Source organism: Pseudomonas sp. p106 (genome assembly GCF_003936645.1).
In the GTDB taxonomy this organism is placed as follows: domain Bacteria; phylum Pseudomonadota; class Gammaproteobacteria; order Pseudomonadales; family Pseudomonadaceae; genus Aquipseudomonas; species Aquipseudomonas putida_E.
In genome coordinates this window covers 95,006-112,270 of sequence record NZ_RHQR01000019.1, presented here as the reverse complement: position 1 = coordinate 112,270, position 17,265 = coordinate 95,006, and the positions used below count along the sequence as shown (strand labels likewise).

Here is a 17,265-nt window from a genome sequence, read left to right as displayed (position 1 = left end):
ATCGTCTACACCGCGACCCTGAGCAATCCAGCCGGCACGGCGATGACCGTGACCTTGAGCAACGGCGCGACCATCAATATCGCAGCAGGTCAGACCTCCGGTACGGTCGCTGTCCCAGCCCCGGCCGATGACGTCTACAAGGACGCTGGTCAGGTCAAAGCCACCATCACTGGCACAACCGGTGGTGATTTCGAGAACCTCGCGGTGAATCCGGCTGAAGCCGTGACCAATGTCAGCGATACCCTCGATACCAGCACGGTGACCCTGACCGCCAATGCTTCGGTAGTCGAAGGTGGCGTGGTTACGTACACCGCCTCCGTGTCGGCTCCTGTTACTGGTTCGCCGCTGGTCGTCACCCTGGCCAACGGCCAAAGCATCACCATCGGCGTCGGCGAGTCGTCCGGTTCAGTCGACTTCGTTGCGCCAAACAACGTCTACAACACCAATACTGCACTGACCAACAGTATTACCAAGGTCGAGGGCGGTAACTACGAACAACTCGATACCGCCGGCACTCCGACCACCACGGTTACCGACAGCCCGGCTACTCAGGCCACTACCAACCTGGTGCTGAGCGCAACTGGCGATGTGGCTGAAGGCGGTCAGATCGTCTACACCGCGACCCTGAGCAACCCAGCTGGCACGGCGATGACCGTGACCTTGAGCAACGGCGCGACCATCAACATCGCGGCAGGCCAGACCACTGGCCAAGTGACCGTTGCTGCCCCGGCCGATGACGTCTACAAGGACGCTGGCCAGGTCAAAGCCACCATCACCGACACCACCGGTGGTGACTTCGAGAACCTCGCAGTCAACCCGGCTGAGGCCGTGACTAACGTCAGCGACACCCTCGACACGTCGACCGTGACACTGACTGCAAATGCCTCGGTGATCGAAGGTGGCGTGGTTACCTATACCGCCTCGGTCTCGGCTCCTGTTACTGGTTCGCCACTGGTCGTCACCCTGGCCAACGGCCAGAGCATCACCATCGGAGTGGGCGAATCGTCCGGCTCGGTTGACTTCGTTGCGCCGAACAACGTCTACAACACCAATACTGCACTGACCAACAGCATCACCAAGGTCGAAGGCGGTAATTACGAACAGCTCGACACTGCCGGCACTCCGACCACCACGGTTACCGACAGTCCCGCTACTCAGGCGACCACCAACCTGGTGCTGAGCGCGACTGGGGACGTGGCCGAAGGCGGTCAGATCGTTTACACCGCGACCTTGAGCAATCCAGCCGGCACGGCGATGACCGTGACCCTGAGCAATGGCGCGGTCATCAATATCGCAGCAGGCCAAAGCTCCGGCACGGTCTCTGTTCCAGCCCCGGCTGATGACGTCTACAAAGATGCGGGTCAGGTCAAAGCCACCATCACTGGTACCACCGGTGGTGACTTCGAGCAGCTGGCGGTCAGCCCGACCGAAGCAGTGACTAACGTTAGCGACACGATCGACGCTAGCACGGTGACCCTGACCGCCAATGCTTCGGTAGTCGAAGGTGGCGTAGTCACCTACACCGCCTCGGTATCGGCCCCAGTCACCGGCAGCCCACTGGTCGTCACCCTGGCCAACGGCCAGAGCATCACCATCGGCGTCGGCGAGTCGTCCGGCGCGGTCGACTTCACCGCGCCGAACAATGTCTACAACACCAATACCGCACTCACCAACAGCATCACCAAGGTCGACGGCGGCAATTACGAGAAGTTGGTCACCGCTGGTACTCCGTCAACGACGGTAACGGATGTGGCGGGCACCAAGGACACCACGAGCCTTGTCCTGAGCGCGACGCCAACGGTCGCCGAAGGCGGCAAGATCACCTATACCGCAACCTTGTCCAACAAGGCCGGTTCTGACATGACCATCAAATTGAGCAATGGCGAGACCATCTCCATTGCCAAAGGTCAGACCGAAGGCAGCATCACCCTCAACGCGCCCGGCGATGATCCCTACATCGATGCCGGCTCGGTACAGGTCAAGATCGACGGAAGCACCGGCGGCGACTTCGAATTGCTGGCAGTCGACGGCGCTTTCGCGGTGACCAAGGTCACCGACACCATCGACAATACCAGCCTGACCCTCAGCGCCACGCCGACGGTCGCCGAAGGTGGCCAGATCACATACACCGCCACGTTGAGCACCCCGGCAGGCACCGCGATGACGGTCACCCTGAGCAATGGCCAGACCATCAACATTGCAGCAGGCAAAACGTCAGGTTCGGTAATTGTCGCTGCGCCCGGTGAGGATGTGTACATCGATGCAGGTGACGTGTCGGCGAAAATTACCGGCACTTCCGGTGGCAACTTCGAGAACCTCGTCGTCAGTAACACGGCAGCGGTAACGGCCGTGACCGACACCCTCCAGACCACCACCCTGAGCATCAGTGGTACAACCGCTGTTGCCGAAGGCGGCAACGCAACTTACACGCTGAACCTCAGCAACAATGCGCAAACCGATGTGACGGTGAAGCTTTCGTATACCGGCCCTGCCGCCGATGGTACCGACTACACCGGTGTGGCCATCGTAACGATCAAAGCCGGTAGCAACTCAGCCACCTTCACCATCCCGACAATCAAGGACAACGTCACCGAAGGTACCGAGCAGTTCACCGTCAAGATCGACTCGGCCACCGGCGGCAACTTCGAAAACCTGGCGGTCAGCGGTAGCGCTGGTAGCGTCACCACCCAGATCTTCGAGCCGGCGCCTGCTCTGGACCTGGACGCCAACGATTCGAGCGGCAAGACCGGCGCCGACTACCAGACCACGTTCACCGAGAACCAGCCAGGCAGCGGTGTTTCGATCGGCGATATCGACGTGTCGATCACCGACTTCGACAGCTCGATGCTGACTGGCGCGACGGTGACCCTGACCAATCGCCAGCCAGGCGATGCCCTGAACCTGGGCAACAGCGTCAATGGCATCTCGATCAATGCCAACAGCACCGACGGCAAGGTGGTCCTGACCCTGAGCGGAACCGCTTCGCTGGCTGACTACATCCAGGCGATCAAGAACATCACCTTCATCAACACCGGTGAAGACCCGAGCACCGCCCCTCGGATCATCACTGTCACGGTGACCGACGGTGTGAACACCTCGAACACGGCGACCACCACGGTCAATGTCGTGGCGGTCAACGACGTGCCCACCACCACTGGCGGAGCGGTCACCGGAACCGAGGACACCGACCTGGTGCTGGGTTGGAGCGACTTCAACATCAGCGATGTCGATTCCTCACTCGCCAGCCTAGGGGTGACCATCACCCAGCTGCCAGGGGCCGGTACCTTGAAGCTGTACAACGGCACCAGCTGGGTCGATGTGAAGGCAGGCCAGACCATCAGCCAGGCCGACATCGCCGCCGGCAAGCTCAAGTTCGTTCCTGTGGCTAACCAGTCGGGTGTCGACGGCTACGGTGGTACTGGTGTGGGCAACAAGCAGGTGGACTACGCGCAGATCAAGTACGCGCCTACCGATGGCAAGGGCACGGGCAGCGAAGCCACGCTGAAGGTCGATATCACACCGATGGCCGACAAGCCGGACCTGAGCATTGGCAACAACAACGTCAACTCGCTGGGCCTGACCAAGGAAACCTGGACCAGCCTCACTGGCCTGGGCACCAACGGCAATGGCATCACGGGCGACGCGCTGAAGAACGTCTTCGCCAACTCCGGCAACGCCGGCAAGAGCGAGCAGGTGACCACTGTCGACACCACGGCCACCGTCACCCCGGGGTCGGGCTCGAAGACCTCAGGCCTGATCTATCTGGAGGCCGGCAAGACCTACACCTTCAGCGGCACCGCCGACGACAGCCTGCAGATCGTCATCGGCGGCAAGAACGTCGCCGGTGGTACCTGGGGCTCGGCCAGCGGCAGCATTTCCGGCAGCTACACCCCAACCACCAGCGGCTATTACACCCTGGAGGTCTACAACGCCAACCAGGCTGGGCCAGGTAGCCTCGACGTCAACATCAAGGTGGGTAACGGTGCGGTCACTGACCTTAGCAGCGCCAACATCCCGATGTACCCCAACCTCGCCGCGCTGGCCAACGCCGGGGTTACGGTATCCGACCTGCATGGCAGTAACGGCGTGGGTTACTACGACGGCTACAAGCTCAACGAAGGCGGCGAGAACGGCGCGCCGGTCAAGCTGGTAAGCATCAGTACCGCCCTGACGGACACAGACGGCTCCGAGAGCCTGAGCGTCAAGCTCAGCGGCATCCCGGCAGGCTCGGTGGTTGCCGACAATGCCGGCCATACGTTCACCGTTGGCACCAATGCGGTTGATGTCACGGGTTGGAATCTGGGCACTTTGACCATCAAGCCACCGGCCTACTACTCCGGCCAATTCGACGTGAAAGTCACCTCGACGTCCACCGAGAGCGTTGGCGGCAGCACCGCGACCAGCGAAGGCAGCATCAAGGTCACGGTCTACCCGCAGTCGTACACCACCAGCAACCTGTCATCCGATAGCGATAACGTCGCCAGCACCGATGGCAATGACATCGTGGTCGCGGATGTCAGCGGCCTGCACGTGGTACCGGGCCAGGACTACAACATCGCCTTCATCGTCGACACCTCGGGCAGCATGGGCTCTTCGGGCGTCGATGCTGCGAAGAAATCGTTGGAGTCGGTATTCAAGACCTTGGCTGCAAGCGTCAAGGGCTCACAGTCCGGGACGGTGAACATTCTGTTGGTCGACTTTGCAAGCCAGGTCAAGAGCAGCGTATCGGTGACCCTCAACGATGCGGGCCTCAAGACCCTGCTGAGTGCGCTGGGTACGTTGAACTCCAATGGCGGCACCAACTATGAGGATGCCTTCAAAACAACCGCCAACTGGTTTGCGAACCTCAAGGCTGCAGGTAGCACCGGTAGTAACCAGACATTCTTCATCACTGACGGTGAGCCGACCTATTACCAGACGAGTGAACAGACCAACCCGAACCTGGGCAACACCAACGTCAAGCTCGACACGTTCCTGTCGTCGATCAACTACAAGATGGGCGATACCGTTACCAACTATCAGTTGGATACCAGCAATCGTCTCTCGATCGACAGCAGCGGCAAGTTGACCATGCAGGTTCGCGAGTTGGACTGGAGTTGGAACACGGGCTACTACTACAAATGGTCCACGCAGAGCACAGCCACTATCCATGCCGAGGGTAACGGTGGATACGAGCTGTCGACCCGAGACGGCACGGGCAACTCGACAGACCGGGCAACCACCAACAACTCGACTGACAGCTTCAAGATCCTTTCTGGCTTGTCCGATGTGGAGGCAATAGGCCTGAACAGTGGCGTGAACAAGGACGACCTGAAGCCCTATGACTCCGATGGCAAGCCACAGGCCAACATCGACCCAAGCAAACTGGCAGACGCCATCCTCGGCCACACCGAAGTTACCCAGCCGGGCAACGACACGGTCAACGGTGGTGACGGCAACGACATTATCTTTGGCGACTTGCTGACCTTCTCTACGGTCGCCGGCACTGGTGTAGAGGCAGTCCAGGGTTATGTGGCCAACAAACTCGGTGTCGATGCGGGTGATGTCGATGCGCGGGCAATGCACAAGTACATCAACGAGCATTACACCGAGTTCGATGTTGCGGGCAGCAATGATGGCGCCGACACCCTGATGGGGGGCGCAGGCAATGACATCCTCTTCGGCCAAGGGGGTAATGACACCCTCGATGGCGGCAAAGGTAATGACATGCTGCTGGGCGGCACTGGCAACGACACCCTGATCGGCGGCCAAGGCAACGACATGCTGATCGGTGGCAGCGGTGCCGACACCTTCGTGTGGAAGTCCGGTGACATTGGCAGTGACGTGATCAAGGACTTCAAAGTCAGCGAGGGTGACCGTCTCGATCTGCGCGACCTGCTGCAGGGTGAGAAGGCCAGCACTATCGACAACTTCCTGAAGATCACCACCGTCGATGGTTCCTCGACCTTGCAGGTCAGCACCGAAGGCAAGCTCAACGCAGCGGGTGGCCTGGCCAATGCCGATGTGTCTATCAAACTGGAAGGGGTCAACTGGTCCAATACCACGGTCAACTCGTTGATCAGCGGTGCAGACCCCACCATCAAGATCGATAACTCCTGATCCCGTCTGCGCGGTGGCCACCCGGGCCACCGCGCAGAGTGGTCTTTTCTGGCATCTTCGTGCAGCGCATACTTCTGCGCCGGGCTGTCATGCCCGATGAACTTTGCCTATGCTGCTGACTACCAACAAGGAACCATCGTGACGAGGGACGACGCCATGTTCTACGTGCAACGCGACGCCGAGGGCCAGTTGCTGCGGGTAGAAGCTGCACCCTATGCCGAACATACGGAGATCCTCCCGGCAGATCATGCCGAGATACAGGAGTGGTTTGCTGACGATGTCGTCGAAAACAGCCTGAAGCAGCTGAAGCAGAGCGACTTGGACATGATCCGGGTGCTTGAAGACTTGATCGAGGTGCTGACTGCCAAAGGCGTGTTCAGCATCACCGACCTGCCGCCTGGCGCCCAGGCCAAGCTGCTCAGTCGCTCCACTGCGCGCAAGGCGCTCGGCAGCTTGAACAATCTGATCGAGGACGAGGAGGAGGGCGGGTTGATTTAATCCGCTGTACTTGCCTGCTTACCCGGCAGACAGCTGCCACCCTCATATCGTTATTCATTAACGGTATTTAAACTATTTTTCTTATTACCTTATAGTCGCTCCACTGCGTACCCGTCGACCAATCGATGCGCCGCACGACTTGAACCCACACGGCTAAACCCCGTGCGTTTCTGATCGTTGCGCGTCATCGAAGTCGCGCACTGCGTGGGAGTGAAAAATGTCCGTCGCCTCGAACGCCTTGTCGTCCAACCACAGCGCTCAGCCGCAAACCTTTGAAATCCGCCCGTTCTCGGGTGCCGTTGGCGCCGAGATCATCGGCCTGGACCTGGCAAAACCGGTCAACGCCGAGGACTTCAGCCTTATTCATCACGCCCACCTCGAGCACCATGTACTGGTGCTGCGCGACCAGCGCATCAGCCCTGAACAGCAGATTGCCTTCAGCCGCCGCTTCGGCCAACTGCAGATCCATGTGCTAAAGCAGTTTCTGCTCAAAGGCCACCCCGAGATCCTGATCGTCTCCAACATCGTCGAGAACGGCCACAACATCGGCCTGGGCGATGCCGGCAAGTTCTGGCATTCGGACCTGTCATACAAGGAACTCCCAAGCCTGGGCTCCATGCTGCACGCCCAGGAGTTGCCCAGCGAAGGTGGCGACACCCTGTTCGCCGACATGCACAAGGCCTGGGACGCGGTACCCCAAGCGCTGCGCAAGCAGGTCGAGGGCCGCAGTGCCGCGCACTCCTACACCGCCCGTTATGCCGAGACCAAGTTCGAAGGCAACTGGCGCCCGACCCTCAGCGCCGAGCAGCTTGCACAGGTGCAGGAAGTGATCCATCCGGTGGTACGAACCCATCCGGAAAACGGCCGCAAGGCACTGTTCGTCAGCGAAGGGTTCACTACCCGCATCGTCGGTCTGCCGGATGATGAAAGCCGCGACGTGCTGCAGCAGCTTTATGCCCTGAGCGTGCTCGAACAGAACATCTACCGCCACCAATGGCAGCCACACGATCTGGTGTTCTGGGACAACCGCTCGCTGATCCACCTCGCCACAGGCTGCCCGGCGCACCTGCGACGCAAACTTTTCCGTACCACCATCCAGGGCGATGCCCCGTTCTGACGACTGAGGAAACCATCATGCGTAAATCCATCAGCCGCCTGGCGGCAAGTATCTCCCTGGGTGCAAGCCTGGTCGTGGGCAGCCTTGCGGCCCCCACGGTGGCCCATGCCGAAGGCCAGATCCGCATTGCCGAGCAGTTCGGCATTGTCTATCTGCTGCTCAATGTGGTGCGTGATCAGCAACTGATTGAAAAGCACGGCAAGGAGCAGGGTATCGACATCGACGTCGACTGGGCCCAGCTATCCGGGGGTGCTGCGATCAACGACGCGCTGTTGTCCGGCGCGGTGGACATCGCCGGTGCCGGCGTTGGGCCGTTGCTGACGGTATGGGACCGCACCAAAGGCCGGCAGAACGTCAAGGCGGTGGCCTCGCTGGGCAACTTTCCGTACTACCTGGTCAGCAGCAACCCGAACGTGAAGACCATCGCCGACATTTCCGGCAAGGACCGCATTGCCGTGCCGGCCGTGGGCGTCTCGGTGCAATCGCGCTTCCTGCAGTACGCCGCTGCCCAGCAGTGGGGCGAGAAGGAATACAACCGCCTCGACAAGTACACCCTTGCCGTACCGCACCCAGATGCCACCGCTGCGTTGCTGGCTGGCGGCACCGAGCTCAACGGGCACTTCTCCAACCCGCCGTTCCAGGACCAGGCACTGGCCAACAAGGACGTGCACGTGGTGCTCAACAGCTATGACCTGCTCGGCCCCAACTCGCCGACCGTGCTGTTTGCCACCGAGAAATTCCGCAACGACAACCCCAAGACCTACAAGGCGTTCGTCGATGCCCTGGCCGAGGCTGCGGACTTTGCCCAGAAGGACAAGGCGGCTGCCGATACCTATATCCGCGTCACCAAGGCCAAGATTGACCGCGATGTGCTGATCAAGCTGATCGACAACCCCCAGTACGAGTTCACCGTAACGCCGAAGAACACCTACAAGCTGGCCGAATTCCTCTACCGGGTAGGCGCCATCAAGCACAAGCCTGAGTCGTGGAAGGATTACTTCTTCCAGGATGAACGCCCACTGCAGGGGAGCTGACCGACCATGACCGCCCCATTGCCAGGCCACACGGCCAGCAACCTTAGCCGTGTGGTTACACCGCCGTTGCTCAAGGTGGATAACCTGAGCCTCGGATACCGTACCGCGCAGCGCGTGGTGCGGGCCACCCATCAGGTCAGCTTCGAAGTCGACCGTGCCGACCGTTTTGTCTTGCTGGGCCCCTCGGGGTGTGGCAAGTCCACGCTGCTCAAGGCCGTAGCCGGGTTCATCAGCCCACAGCAAGGGCAGATCCTGCTGCAGGGCCAGCCGGTCACCGGCCCTGGCCCCGATCGCATCGTGGTGTTCCAGGAGTTCGACCAGCTGCCGCCGTGGAAGACGGTGAAGCAGAACGTCATGTTCCCGCTGCTCGTTTCTGGCCAGCTCAAGCGCGCCGAGGCCGAAGACCGAGCGTTGCATTATCTGGACAAGGTTGGCCTGGCGGCTTTCGCCGACGCTTATCCGCATACCCTGTCGGGCGGCATGAAAGCGCGCGTGGCAATTGCTCGTGCACTGGCCACGCAACCGAAGATCCTGTTGATGGACGAGCCGTTCGCCGCACTCGATGCGCTTACCCGGCGCAGGATGCAGGAAGAGTTGCTGCTGCTGTGGGAGGAGGTGCGCTTCACCTTGCTGTTCGTCACCCATTCCATCGAGGAGGCGCTGGTAGTGGGTAACCGCATCCTGTTGCTGTCACCCCATCCGGGGCGGGTACGGGCCGAGGTGCACAGCCATCAGTACGACCTTGGCAGCCTCGGCGCCAGTGACTTTCAGGCCAGCGCCCGGCGCATCCATCGGCTGTTGTTCGACGAGGTCGATGCCCCGAGCAGGCCGAATACCTGGGCTTCAACGACATCCGCATTGCCTACTGACAGGAGCTTGAGCCATGACCACTACACCTGTACGTCAGGAATACGAGGTGCAGCTGGAGCCGCTGCTCAGTGTGCCTCTGGAACGCAACCTGCCGCTGGCCCAGCGCCTGTGGCAGCAAGGCTGGTTACGCAAGGCGGTGATCCTTGTGGTGATCGCAACACTGTGGGAGGCCATTGCCCGCTACCAGGGCAATGACCTGCTGCTACCGAGCTTTTTGCAGACTGCCGCGGCGCTGTGGGACGGCCTGCGCAGCGGCGAGCTGCCGGCCAAAGTCGGCGTGTCGCTGGTAATCCTGCTCAAGGGCTACCTGACGGGCATCGTCCTGGCATTCGGCCTTACCAGCCTTGCGGTATCGACCCAGCTTGGGCGCGATCTGCTGGGCACGCTGACCTCGATGTTCAACCCGTTGCCCGCGATTGCCCTGCTGCCGCTGGCCCTGCTGTGGTTCGGGCTGGGCGACAACAGCCTGATCTTCGTGCTGGTGCACTCGGTGCTTTGGGCGCTGGCGCTGAATACCTACGCGGGTTTTCTTGGCGTTTCTGAAACCTTGCGCATGGCTGGCCGCAACTATGGCCTCAAAGGGCTGCGGCTGGTGCTGCACCTCCTGGTGCCCGCGGCACTGCCGTCGATCCTGTCGGGGCTGAAGATCGGCTGGGCATTTGCCTGGCGCACGCTGATCGCCGCCGAGCTGGTGTTCGGCGCGAGCAGCGGCAAGGGCGGGCTGGGTTGGTACATCTTCCAGAACCGCAACGAGCTGTATACCGACAAGGTTTTTGCCGGGTTGGCGGTGGTGATCCTGATTGGGCTGCTGGTCGAGGGGTTGGTGTTCAATACCCTGGAACGGGTGACCGTGCGGCGCTGGGGGATGCAGCGCTGATCTGTAGCGGCCTAATTTTGGTACTGCGCAGCCGCATTGCTCAGGGTCTTGGCAATCTCACTGCGCAGTTCATCCGGCTGCTCCACCTTCACCCCGTCCCCCTGGCTCAACACCCACCAGCGTAACGCCCAGCTATCTTCCATCGTGGCCTGCAGCCGATGCCCGTGCTCCAGGGCAGTCAGCTGCATGTCTGCACTCAACGGCTGATCCCGCAACTGTCGTGCCACCCTGTCGTTGACCCAGGCTTGCAGCGCCAGCCCACCACCTTGCGCCGGTTGTAGCGCCTCACCGCGCAAGTAGCCCTGCAGGTCGAAATTCCCGCGCAGCTCGCCCAAGGCATTCGCCGACCAGTGCCAGCCGAACGGAATGCTCTTGTCGTTGCGCTCCAGCGGGAAGATCAACGACAGCTCATTGAGGTCGCGTTCCACCGTGCGTTTGCTGACGGTGAAACCCACATCGCGCAGGCGCCACACCAGTTCTGCGCTGGTAATGCCCGGGGAACGGCTGGGTAGCTGGCGCAGCAGCGCCCACTGACGGCTGAGGGTGGCGCGGGTGGTGGCGAACGGCAAAAGGTAACGTCCTTGTCTAGGCTTGCCGCATCAGGATGGCGGCATTAGTGGGTCATGGCAATTAGCCACGATCCGTTCAGATCAAGGAACCGCCAATTGGTTGCCTGGCGCCGAATCGTTCGCGACAGGTTTTGACGTGACGTCGCGCAGAATCACGCCTCATCACAGCCGCAGTAAGGCCTGTGGGTCGTTCAATGAGGATGAACATGTCAGCTGTCAGCAATATCCACTCGCTGCTCGCCCGTCTTCTGCCTGAGCAGGTCATTCCCGCGCCGACCCCCGCTGGCAGGCGGCAGCGGCTGTTCGCCGGGGTGGGGTTGCCCAGCCAGCGGGCGCTGCTGGTCAACCGCCTGGACGAAGCGGCGGACCTGCAAGCGGTGTATGCCGACCTGCGCCATCAAGCGCTGGCCGGCCATGTGGCGGCGCTCAATGACCTGGGCTGGGTCTGGCTCAATGGCAAGTACTGGCGTGCCGACACCGTGCTGGCCGGGCACCTGCTGCGCATGGCGGCCATGCAGGGCAATGCCGCGGCCTGGTTCAACCTGGGGCAGCAGCACTACTTCGGCAAGGGTGTGGAGGTTTCCTACGTCCAGGCCGCAGAGTGTTATCGCCATGCCTTTGACCGGGGCATGCTCGATGCAGCCGCCGCACTCGGCGATTTGTACGAGGAAGAAGTGTGCGATGCGCAACTGGGCTGGCAGGTCGATCTGGCTCAGGCTTACCAGTGGTTTCTTCGTGGGGCCGAACGGGGCGAGGTGCGTTGCCGCTTCGAGGTGGGCTACCGTTTGTTGCATGGCCTGAGTGTGGACGCTGATATCAAGGCCGGGCTGTACTGGCTGGAGCTGGCGGCAGCGACCGGGGTCATGCAGGCGGCCGAGGAGCTGGCAGTGCATTTCAGCCGTTGCGATGCGGCGCGCTATCTGGATTGGCGGGATCGCGCAGTGCAGATGGGCAGCACGTTGGCGCTGGCGATGAAGTTGGAGGACCAGGTTCAGCCTCAATGAACAACAATTCATGTACTCCCCCCGTCGCTCCCGGTTGACGACAGGGGGAGGGCCAGGCGTATATTGATAGTTAGCAAACTATGAATATCCTTGGTTCTTTACATGACGCTTGACTCACTGCGCCTGCAAGTCAGCACCGGCATGGTCGTTGCCGCCCGCCATTGGCGGCGCATCTGCCATACGGCCCTGACCAGCTACGGCATTTCCGAAGCCTGCGCCGCACCCTTGCTGATGATCGTGCGCCTGGGCGATGGCGTGCACCAGGTAGCCGTGGCTCAGGCCGCTGGCCTGGAAAGCCCGTCGCTTGTGCGCCTGCTTGACCAGCTGTGCAAGGCTGGCCTGGTATGCCGCAGCGAGGATCCGCTGGACCGCCGTGCCAAGGCCCTGAGCCTGACAGCCGAGGGCCGTGCCTTGGCCGAAGCCATCGAAGCCGAACTGGTGCGCGTACGCCACGAAGTGCTGCAGGGTATCGATGAGGCCGACCTGCATGCCGCCTTGCGCGTGCTCCGCGCCTTCGAGGCAGCAGGCCTTGGAAGCACTGGCGGGGTGGCATGAACGGTTTCTTCAGTTCGGTACCGCCGGCCCGCGACTGGTTCTATGGTGTGCGTACCTTTGCCGCGTCGATGATCGCGCTGTACATCGCACTGCTCATGCAGCTGCCGCGCCCCTACTGGGCGATGGCAACCGTCTACATCGTTTCCAGCCCATTCGTTGGGCCTACCAGCTCCAAGGCCCTGTATCGGGCCCTTGGCACGCTGCTCGGCGCTGGCGGGGCAATCTTCCTGGTGCCGCCGCTGGTGCAGTCGCCGTTGTTGCTGACCGTCGCGATCGCCCTGTGGACTGGCACATTGCTGTACCTCTCGCTGAACCTGCGCACCGCGAACAACTACGTGCTGATGCTGGCCGGCTATACGCTGCCAATGATCGCCCTGGCGGTGGTCGACAACCCGCTGGCAGTGTTCGACGTTGCTTCTTCACGTGCCCAGGAAATCTGCCTGGGGATTGTCTGCGCAGCCGTGGTCGGCGCGATTTTCTGGCCACGACGCCTGGCGCCCGTGGTGGTTGGCGCGACCGGAAGCTGGTTCAGTGAAGCGATCCGCTACAGCGATACCTACCTCGCCCGTGATGTTGCTGCGGACAAAGTGGGTGGCATGCGTGGTGCCATGGTTGCCACCTTCAACTCGCTGGAGTTGATGATTGGCCAGCTCGGCCACGAGGGTGCAGGCCCGCATACCTTGAAGAACGCCCGCGAGCTGCGCGGGCGCATGATCCATCTGCTGCCGGTGATCGACGCCCTTGACGACGCCCTGGTGGCGCTCGAAGGCCGCGCCCCGGCGCAGTTCGCCCAGCTGCAACCAGTGCTCGCCGCCGCCCGCGAATGGCTCGAGGGCACAGCACAAAGCGCCTCGGTAGCTCGCTGGACTGCCCTGCACGAACAGATCGACCGCCTGCAGCCCGGCGCCGCCGCGCTCGACCAGCGCGCCGAATTGTTGCTGTCCAATGCGCTTTACCGGCTGACCGAATGGGCCGACCTGTGGCAGGACTGCTGTACCTTGCAGCACGCCTTGCGCACGGATGACCCCAAGCCCTGGCGCGCGGTCTACCGCCACTGGCGCCTGGGCCGCCTGACACCGTTCTTCGACCGTGGCTTGATGCTTTATTCGGTGGTTTCCACCGTGCTGGCAATCATCGTCGCCTGCGGCCTGTGGATCGGCCTGGGCTGGAACGACGGCGCCAGCGCGGTGATCCTCGCCGCCGTGTCGTGCAGCTTCTTCGCCGCCATGGACGACCCGGCACCGCAGATCTACCGGTTCTTCTTCTGGACGTTGATGTCGGTCATCTTCTCCAGCCTGTACCTGTTCCTGGTGCTGCCCAACCTGCACGATTTCCCGATGCTGGTGCTGGCCTTCGCGGTGCCGTTCATCTGCGTCGGCACCCTGACCGTGCAGCCACGCTTCTACCTGGGCACCTTGCTGACCATCGTCAACACCTCGACCTTCATCAGTATCCAGGGCGCCTACGACGCCGATTTCTTCACCTTCCTCAACTCCAACCTGGCAGGCCCTGCAGGGCTTCTGTTCGCATTCATCTGGACCCTGGTGATGCGCCCGTTCGGTGTGGAACTGGCCGCCAAACGCATGACTCGCTTCGCCTGGCGGGACATCGTCGAGATGACTGCCCCGGCGACCCTGGCCGAACGTCGCCAGCTCGGCGTGCAGATGCTCGACCGCCTGATGCAGCACCTGCCGCGCCTGTCGCAGACCGGCCAGGACAGTGGCGCAGCCCTGCGCGACCTGCGCGTGGGCCTGAACCTGCTCGACCTGCTGGCCTACCTGCCGCGTACAGGCACCCAGGCCCGCGAGCGCCTGCAAACGGTGATCGAGGAAGTGGGCGGCCACTACGCTGCCTGCCTGCGTGCCGGTCAGCGCCTGCATGCCCCTGCGGCGCTGCTGCGCAACATGGAGCGGGCACGCCTGGCGCTGAACCTGGATGAACTGTACGAACGTGGCGATGCCCGCACGCACCTGCTGCATGCCCTGAGCGGCCTGCGCCTGGCATTGCTGCCGGGTGTCGAGGTGATGCTCGAGCCTGCCGAACAACCGCAACTGCCCCCCGGGCTCGACGGAGCGCCCCTGTGATCGGTGAACTGGATATCAGCGGGGTGTTCCTGCCCACGCTGCTGGTGATGATGGTCTGCACCTACCTGCTGTTCCTCGGGGTGCACGCGGTGCTGGTGCGCCTGCACTTCTACCGCCTGGTCTGGCACCGGGCGTTGTTCAACGTTGCTTTGTATGCCGTGCTGCTTGGCGCGGTGGACCATTTTTGCCGAAGCCTGATGCTGCCATGAAAAAACCTTTGCTGACCCTGGGCCGTGTGGTCCTGACCTTGCTGGTAGTGACCTTCGCCGCCGTGCTCGTGTGGCAGATGGTGGTGTACTACATGTTCGCCCCCTGGACCCGCGACGGCCACATCCGCGCCGACGTGATCCAGATCGCCCCGGATGTTTCCGGGTTGATCCAGAAAGTCGAAGTGCGTGACAACCAGACCGTCAAGCGCGGCGACGTGCTGTTCACCATCGACCAGGACCGCTTCACCCTGGCGCTGCGCCAGGCCAAGGCGACCCTTGGCGAACGCCAGGAAACCCTGGCCCAGGCCTCTCGCGAAACGCAGCGCAACCGCAAGCTGGGCAACCTGGTGGCGGCCGAGCAACTGGAAGAAAGCCAGTCCCGCGAGGCCCGTGCCCGTTCGGCGGTGAGCGAGGCCCAAGTGGCGGTCGACACCGCCCAGCTCAACCTGGACCGTTCGGTGGTGCGCAGCCCGGTGGACGGTTACCTCAACGACCGCGCGCCGCGAAACCACGAATTCGTCACGGCTGGCCGCCCCGTGCTTTCGGTCGTAGACAGTGCTTCGTATCACGTCGATGGCTATTTCGAAGAGACCAAATTGGGCGGCATCCACATTGGCGATGCTGTGGACATCCGCGTAATGGGCGACAACACTCGCCTGCGTGGCCATGTGCAGAGCTTTGCCGCCGGTATCGAGGACCGCGATCGCAGCAGCGGCAGCAACCTGCTGCCCAACGTCAACCCGGCGTTCAGCTGGGTGCGCCTGGCCCAGCGGATCCCGGTGCGCATCGCTTTCGATGAAGTGCCGCAAGACTTCCGCATGATCGCCGGGCGTACCGCCACGGTGTCGATCATCGAGGGCCCGCGCCCATGAAACAGCTGATCCTGGTTGGCTTGTGCCTGTCTCTTGGGGCCTGCATGATGGTAGGCCCGGACTATGAAGTACCCAAGGACGCGGCAGTGCAGCGCAGCGACCTCAGTGGGCCGCTGCGCCAGGATGCTGCCAGCGTCGTGTCGGCGCCGGTACCCGAGGACTGGTGGCAGCTGTATCAGGATCAACGCCTCAATGAGCTGGTGCGCCAGGCGTTGAGTGCCAACACCGAACTGCGCGTGGCTGCGGCCAACATTGCCAAGGCCCGTGCCCAGGTCGAGGTAGCCCAGTCCCAGGGTGGATTCAACGGTGGCATCAAAGCCGGAGCCCAGCGGTTGCAGGAGTCTGGCGAGGCATTTTTGCTGACCGAGAAGGTGCCAGTGGCCAACATCGGTGATGCGATCATCAGCGCTTCCTACCAGTTTGACCTCTGGGGTACCTTCAAGCGTGGCACCGAAGCGGCCAAAGCCAATGCCGACGCTGTGCAGGCCGCTGCCGATACCGCCCGCATCACGTTGGTGGCCGATGTGGTCAAGGCCTACACCCAGGTGTGTTCGGCCAACGAGGAATACCACATCGCCCGCGAGTCGCTCGATTTGCAGCAGCAGAGCGTACAGCTCAACCAGCGTCTGCGTGATGCTGGCCGGGGTGACGAAACCCAGGTCACTCGCTCGCAGACCCAGTTCAAATCGCTGCGCGCAGAGTTGCCGCGCTTCAAGGCCGAGCGTGAAACCGGCCTGTATACCTTGGCCGCGCTGCTGGCCAAACCTGTGGAGCAACTGCCTGCCGGCACTGCCGAGTGTGCCGAGCTGCCACACCTGAACCAGCTGTTGCCGGTCGGTGATGGCGCCGCGCTGCTCAAGCGCCGCCCCGACGTGCGCCAGGCCGAACGCCAGTTGGCGGCATCTACAGCGAATATCGGCGTGGCCACGGGCGCCCTGTATCCGGACATCAGCATCGGCGCCCAGGTTGGTACCATCGGTATTCTCGAGAACCTGGGTGAGCCTGCGACCAACCGCTGGGGCTTCGGCCCGCAGATCAGCTGGAACATCCCCACCAACGGCACCCGTGCCCGCATTCGCATGGCTGAGGCTTCGACCCAGGCGGCGCTGGCGCATTTCGACGGCGTGGTGCTCAACGCCATTCGCGAAACCCAGACCCGCCTGGCCCAGTACAGCGCCTTGCTCGACCGGCGTGATGCGCTGGCCGAGGCGGAGAAATCGGCGAAAGAAGCGGCGGACCAGACGCACCGCTATTACCAGGCGGGGCGTGAGTCATTCCTGGCGGACTTGCAGGCGACACGGACCTACACGGACATGCGCGCGCAGCTGGCGGCGGCCAATAGCCAGGTGGCGATGGGGCAGATCGGTGTGTTCCTGGCGTTGGGCGGTGGGTGGAAGGGCGCTGCGGTGAAGCAGTGAGGGTGGAACAGGGTCGTGGCGATACCTGTCACTTTTGCCAGTAGCGAGCTGCCACGAAC

At 62.3% G+C, this 17,265-nt stretch carries 12 protein-coding genes and 1 pseudogene; 12 read left to right on the top strand and 1 reads right to left on the bottom strand.

Translation table 11 applies throughout. The features are described 5' to 3' along the window. The 6 genes and pseudogenes from EGJ09_RS26940 to EGJ09_RS21215 form a co-directional block, all read left to right on the top strand. Window positions 1-6,099: immunoglobulin-like domain-containing protein (locus tag EGJ09_RS26940; protein ID WP_371928098.1), on the top strand; the 6,099-nt coding region annotated here is incomplete at its 5' end. Window positions 6,100-6,255: 156 nt separating this feature from the next. Next, on the top strand, window positions 6,256-6,597 hold the full coding sequence (locus EGJ09_RS21235; RefSeq protein ID WP_039603601.1) for a hypothetical protein: 342 nt from the start codon (window positions 6,256-6,258) through the stop codon (window positions 6,595-6,597). A 217-nt stretch (window positions 6,598-6,814) separates the two neighbouring features. Then, window positions 6,815-7,714, top strand: coding sequence for a TauD/TfdA family dioxygenase (locus EGJ09_RS21230; protein ID WP_125924712.1), 900 nt, complete (start codon window positions 6,815-6,817; stop codon window positions 7,712-7,714). A gap of 17 nt (window positions 7,715-7,731) precedes the next feature. Then, the gene (locus EGJ09_RS21225; RefSeq protein WP_125924711.1) at window positions 7,732-8,748 is read left to right on the top strand and encodes an ABC transporter substrate-binding protein; all 1,017 of its coding nucleotides are present in this window, start codon (window positions 7,732-7,734) and stop codon (window positions 8,746-8,748) included. Window positions 8,749-8,754: 6 nt separating this feature from the next. Beyond that, window positions 8,755-9,617 (top strand): annotated as a pseudogene (locus tag EGJ09_RS21220) (ABC transporter ATP-binding protein). Window positions 9,618-9,631: 14 nt separating this feature from the next. After that, on the top strand, window positions 9,632-10,495 hold the full coding sequence (locus tag EGJ09_RS21215) for an ABC transporter permease (protein ID WP_125924710.1): 864 nt from the start codon (window positions 9,632-9,634) through the stop codon (window positions 10,493-10,495). 11 nt (window positions 10,496-10,506) lie between these two features. Here EGJ09_RS21215 and EGJ09_RS21210 read toward each other — a convergent pair whose 3' ends face one another. Then, window positions 10,507-11,064: a WYL domain-containing protein gene (locus tag EGJ09_RS21210; protein WP_125924709.1), complete on the bottom strand. Its 558-nt coding sequence runs from the start codon at window positions 11,062-11,064 to the stop codon at window positions 10,507-10,509. A gap of 206 nt (window positions 11,065-11,270) precedes the next feature. Here EGJ09_RS21210 and EGJ09_RS21205 point away from each other — a divergent pair, with 206 nt between their 5' ends. From EGJ09_RS21205 to EGJ09_RS21180, 6 genes are all read left to right on the top strand, one after another. After that, window positions 11,271-12,068, top strand: a complete 798-nt coding sequence (locus EGJ09_RS21205) for a tetratricopeptide repeat protein (RefSeq protein ID WP_046788345.1) — start codon at window positions 11,271-11,273, stop codon at window positions 12,066-12,068. Window positions 12,069-12,170: 102 nt separating this feature from the next. Next, window positions 12,171-12,623, top strand: coding sequence for a MarR family winged helix-turn-helix transcriptional regulator (locus EGJ09_RS21200; RefSeq protein WP_046788346.1), 453 nt, complete (start codon window positions 12,171-12,173; stop codon window positions 12,621-12,623). After that, a complete protein-coding gene (locus EGJ09_RS21195) occupies window positions 12,620-14,707 on the top strand; it encodes an FUSC family protein (RefSeq protein ID WP_125924708.1) in 2,088 nt (695 codons plus the stop codon). Before EGJ09_RS21200 ends, EGJ09_RS21195 begins: the two co-directional genes overlap by 4 nt. After that, window positions 14,704-14,916 (top strand): DUF1656 domain-containing protein, encoded by a 213-nt coding sequence (locus tag EGJ09_RS21190; RefSeq protein WP_008096887.1) that lies wholly within the window; start codon window positions 14,704-14,706, stop codon window positions 14,914-14,916. Before EGJ09_RS21195 ends, EGJ09_RS21190 begins: the two co-directional genes overlap by 4 nt. Further along, the gene (locus EGJ09_RS21185; RefSeq protein ID WP_046788348.1) at window positions 14,913-15,788 is read left to right on the top strand and encodes an HlyD family secretion protein; all 876 of its coding nucleotides are present in this window, start codon (window positions 14,913-14,915) and stop codon (window positions 15,786-15,788) included. The genes EGJ09_RS21190 and EGJ09_RS21185 overlap by 4 nt, the downstream gene beginning before the upstream one ends. Then, entirely contained in the window at window positions 15,785-17,206 is a 1,422-nt protein-coding gene (locus tag EGJ09_RS21180) for an efflux transporter outer membrane subunit (RefSeq protein WP_125924707.1), read from the top strand. The genes EGJ09_RS21185 and EGJ09_RS21180 overlap by 4 nt, the downstream gene beginning before the upstream one ends. The last annotated feature ends 59 nt before the right edge of the window (window positions 17,207-17,265 follow it).

Coding starts and splice junctions, on each gene's coding strand:
- EGJ09_RS21235 (WP_039603601.1), top strand. CDS start 6,256: ATGTTCTACGTGCAACGCGACGCCGAGGGCCAGTTGCTGCGGGTAGAA.
- EGJ09_RS21230 (WP_125924712.1), top strand. CDS start 6,815: ATGTCCGTCGCCTCGAACGCCTTGTCGTCCAACCACAGCGCTCAGCCG.
- EGJ09_RS21225 (WP_125924711.1), top strand. CDS start 7,732: ATGCGTAAATCCATCAGCCGCCTGGCGGCAAGTATCTCCCTGGGTGCA.
- EGJ09_RS21215 (WP_125924710.1), top strand. CDS start 9,632: ATGACCACTACACCTGTACGTCAGGAATACGAGGTGCAGCTGGAGCCG.
- EGJ09_RS21205 (WP_046788345.1), top strand. CDS start 11,271: ATGTCAGCTGTCAGCAATATCCACTCGCTGCTCGCCCGTCTTCTGCCT.
- EGJ09_RS21200 (WP_046788346.1), top strand. CDS start 12,171: ATGACGCTTGACTCACTGCGCCTGCAAGTCAGCACCGGCATGGTCGTT.
- EGJ09_RS21195 (WP_125924708.1), top strand. CDS start 12,620: ATGAACGGTTTCTTCAGTTCGGTACCGCCGGCCCGCGACTGGTTCTAT.
- EGJ09_RS21185 (WP_046788348.1), top strand. CDS start 14,913: ATGAAAAAACCTTTGCTGACCCTGGGCCGTGTGGTCCTGACCTTGCTG.
- EGJ09_RS21180 (WP_125924707.1), top strand. CDS start 15,785: ATGAAACAGCTGATCCTGGTTGGCTTGTGCCTGTCTCTTGGGGCCTGC.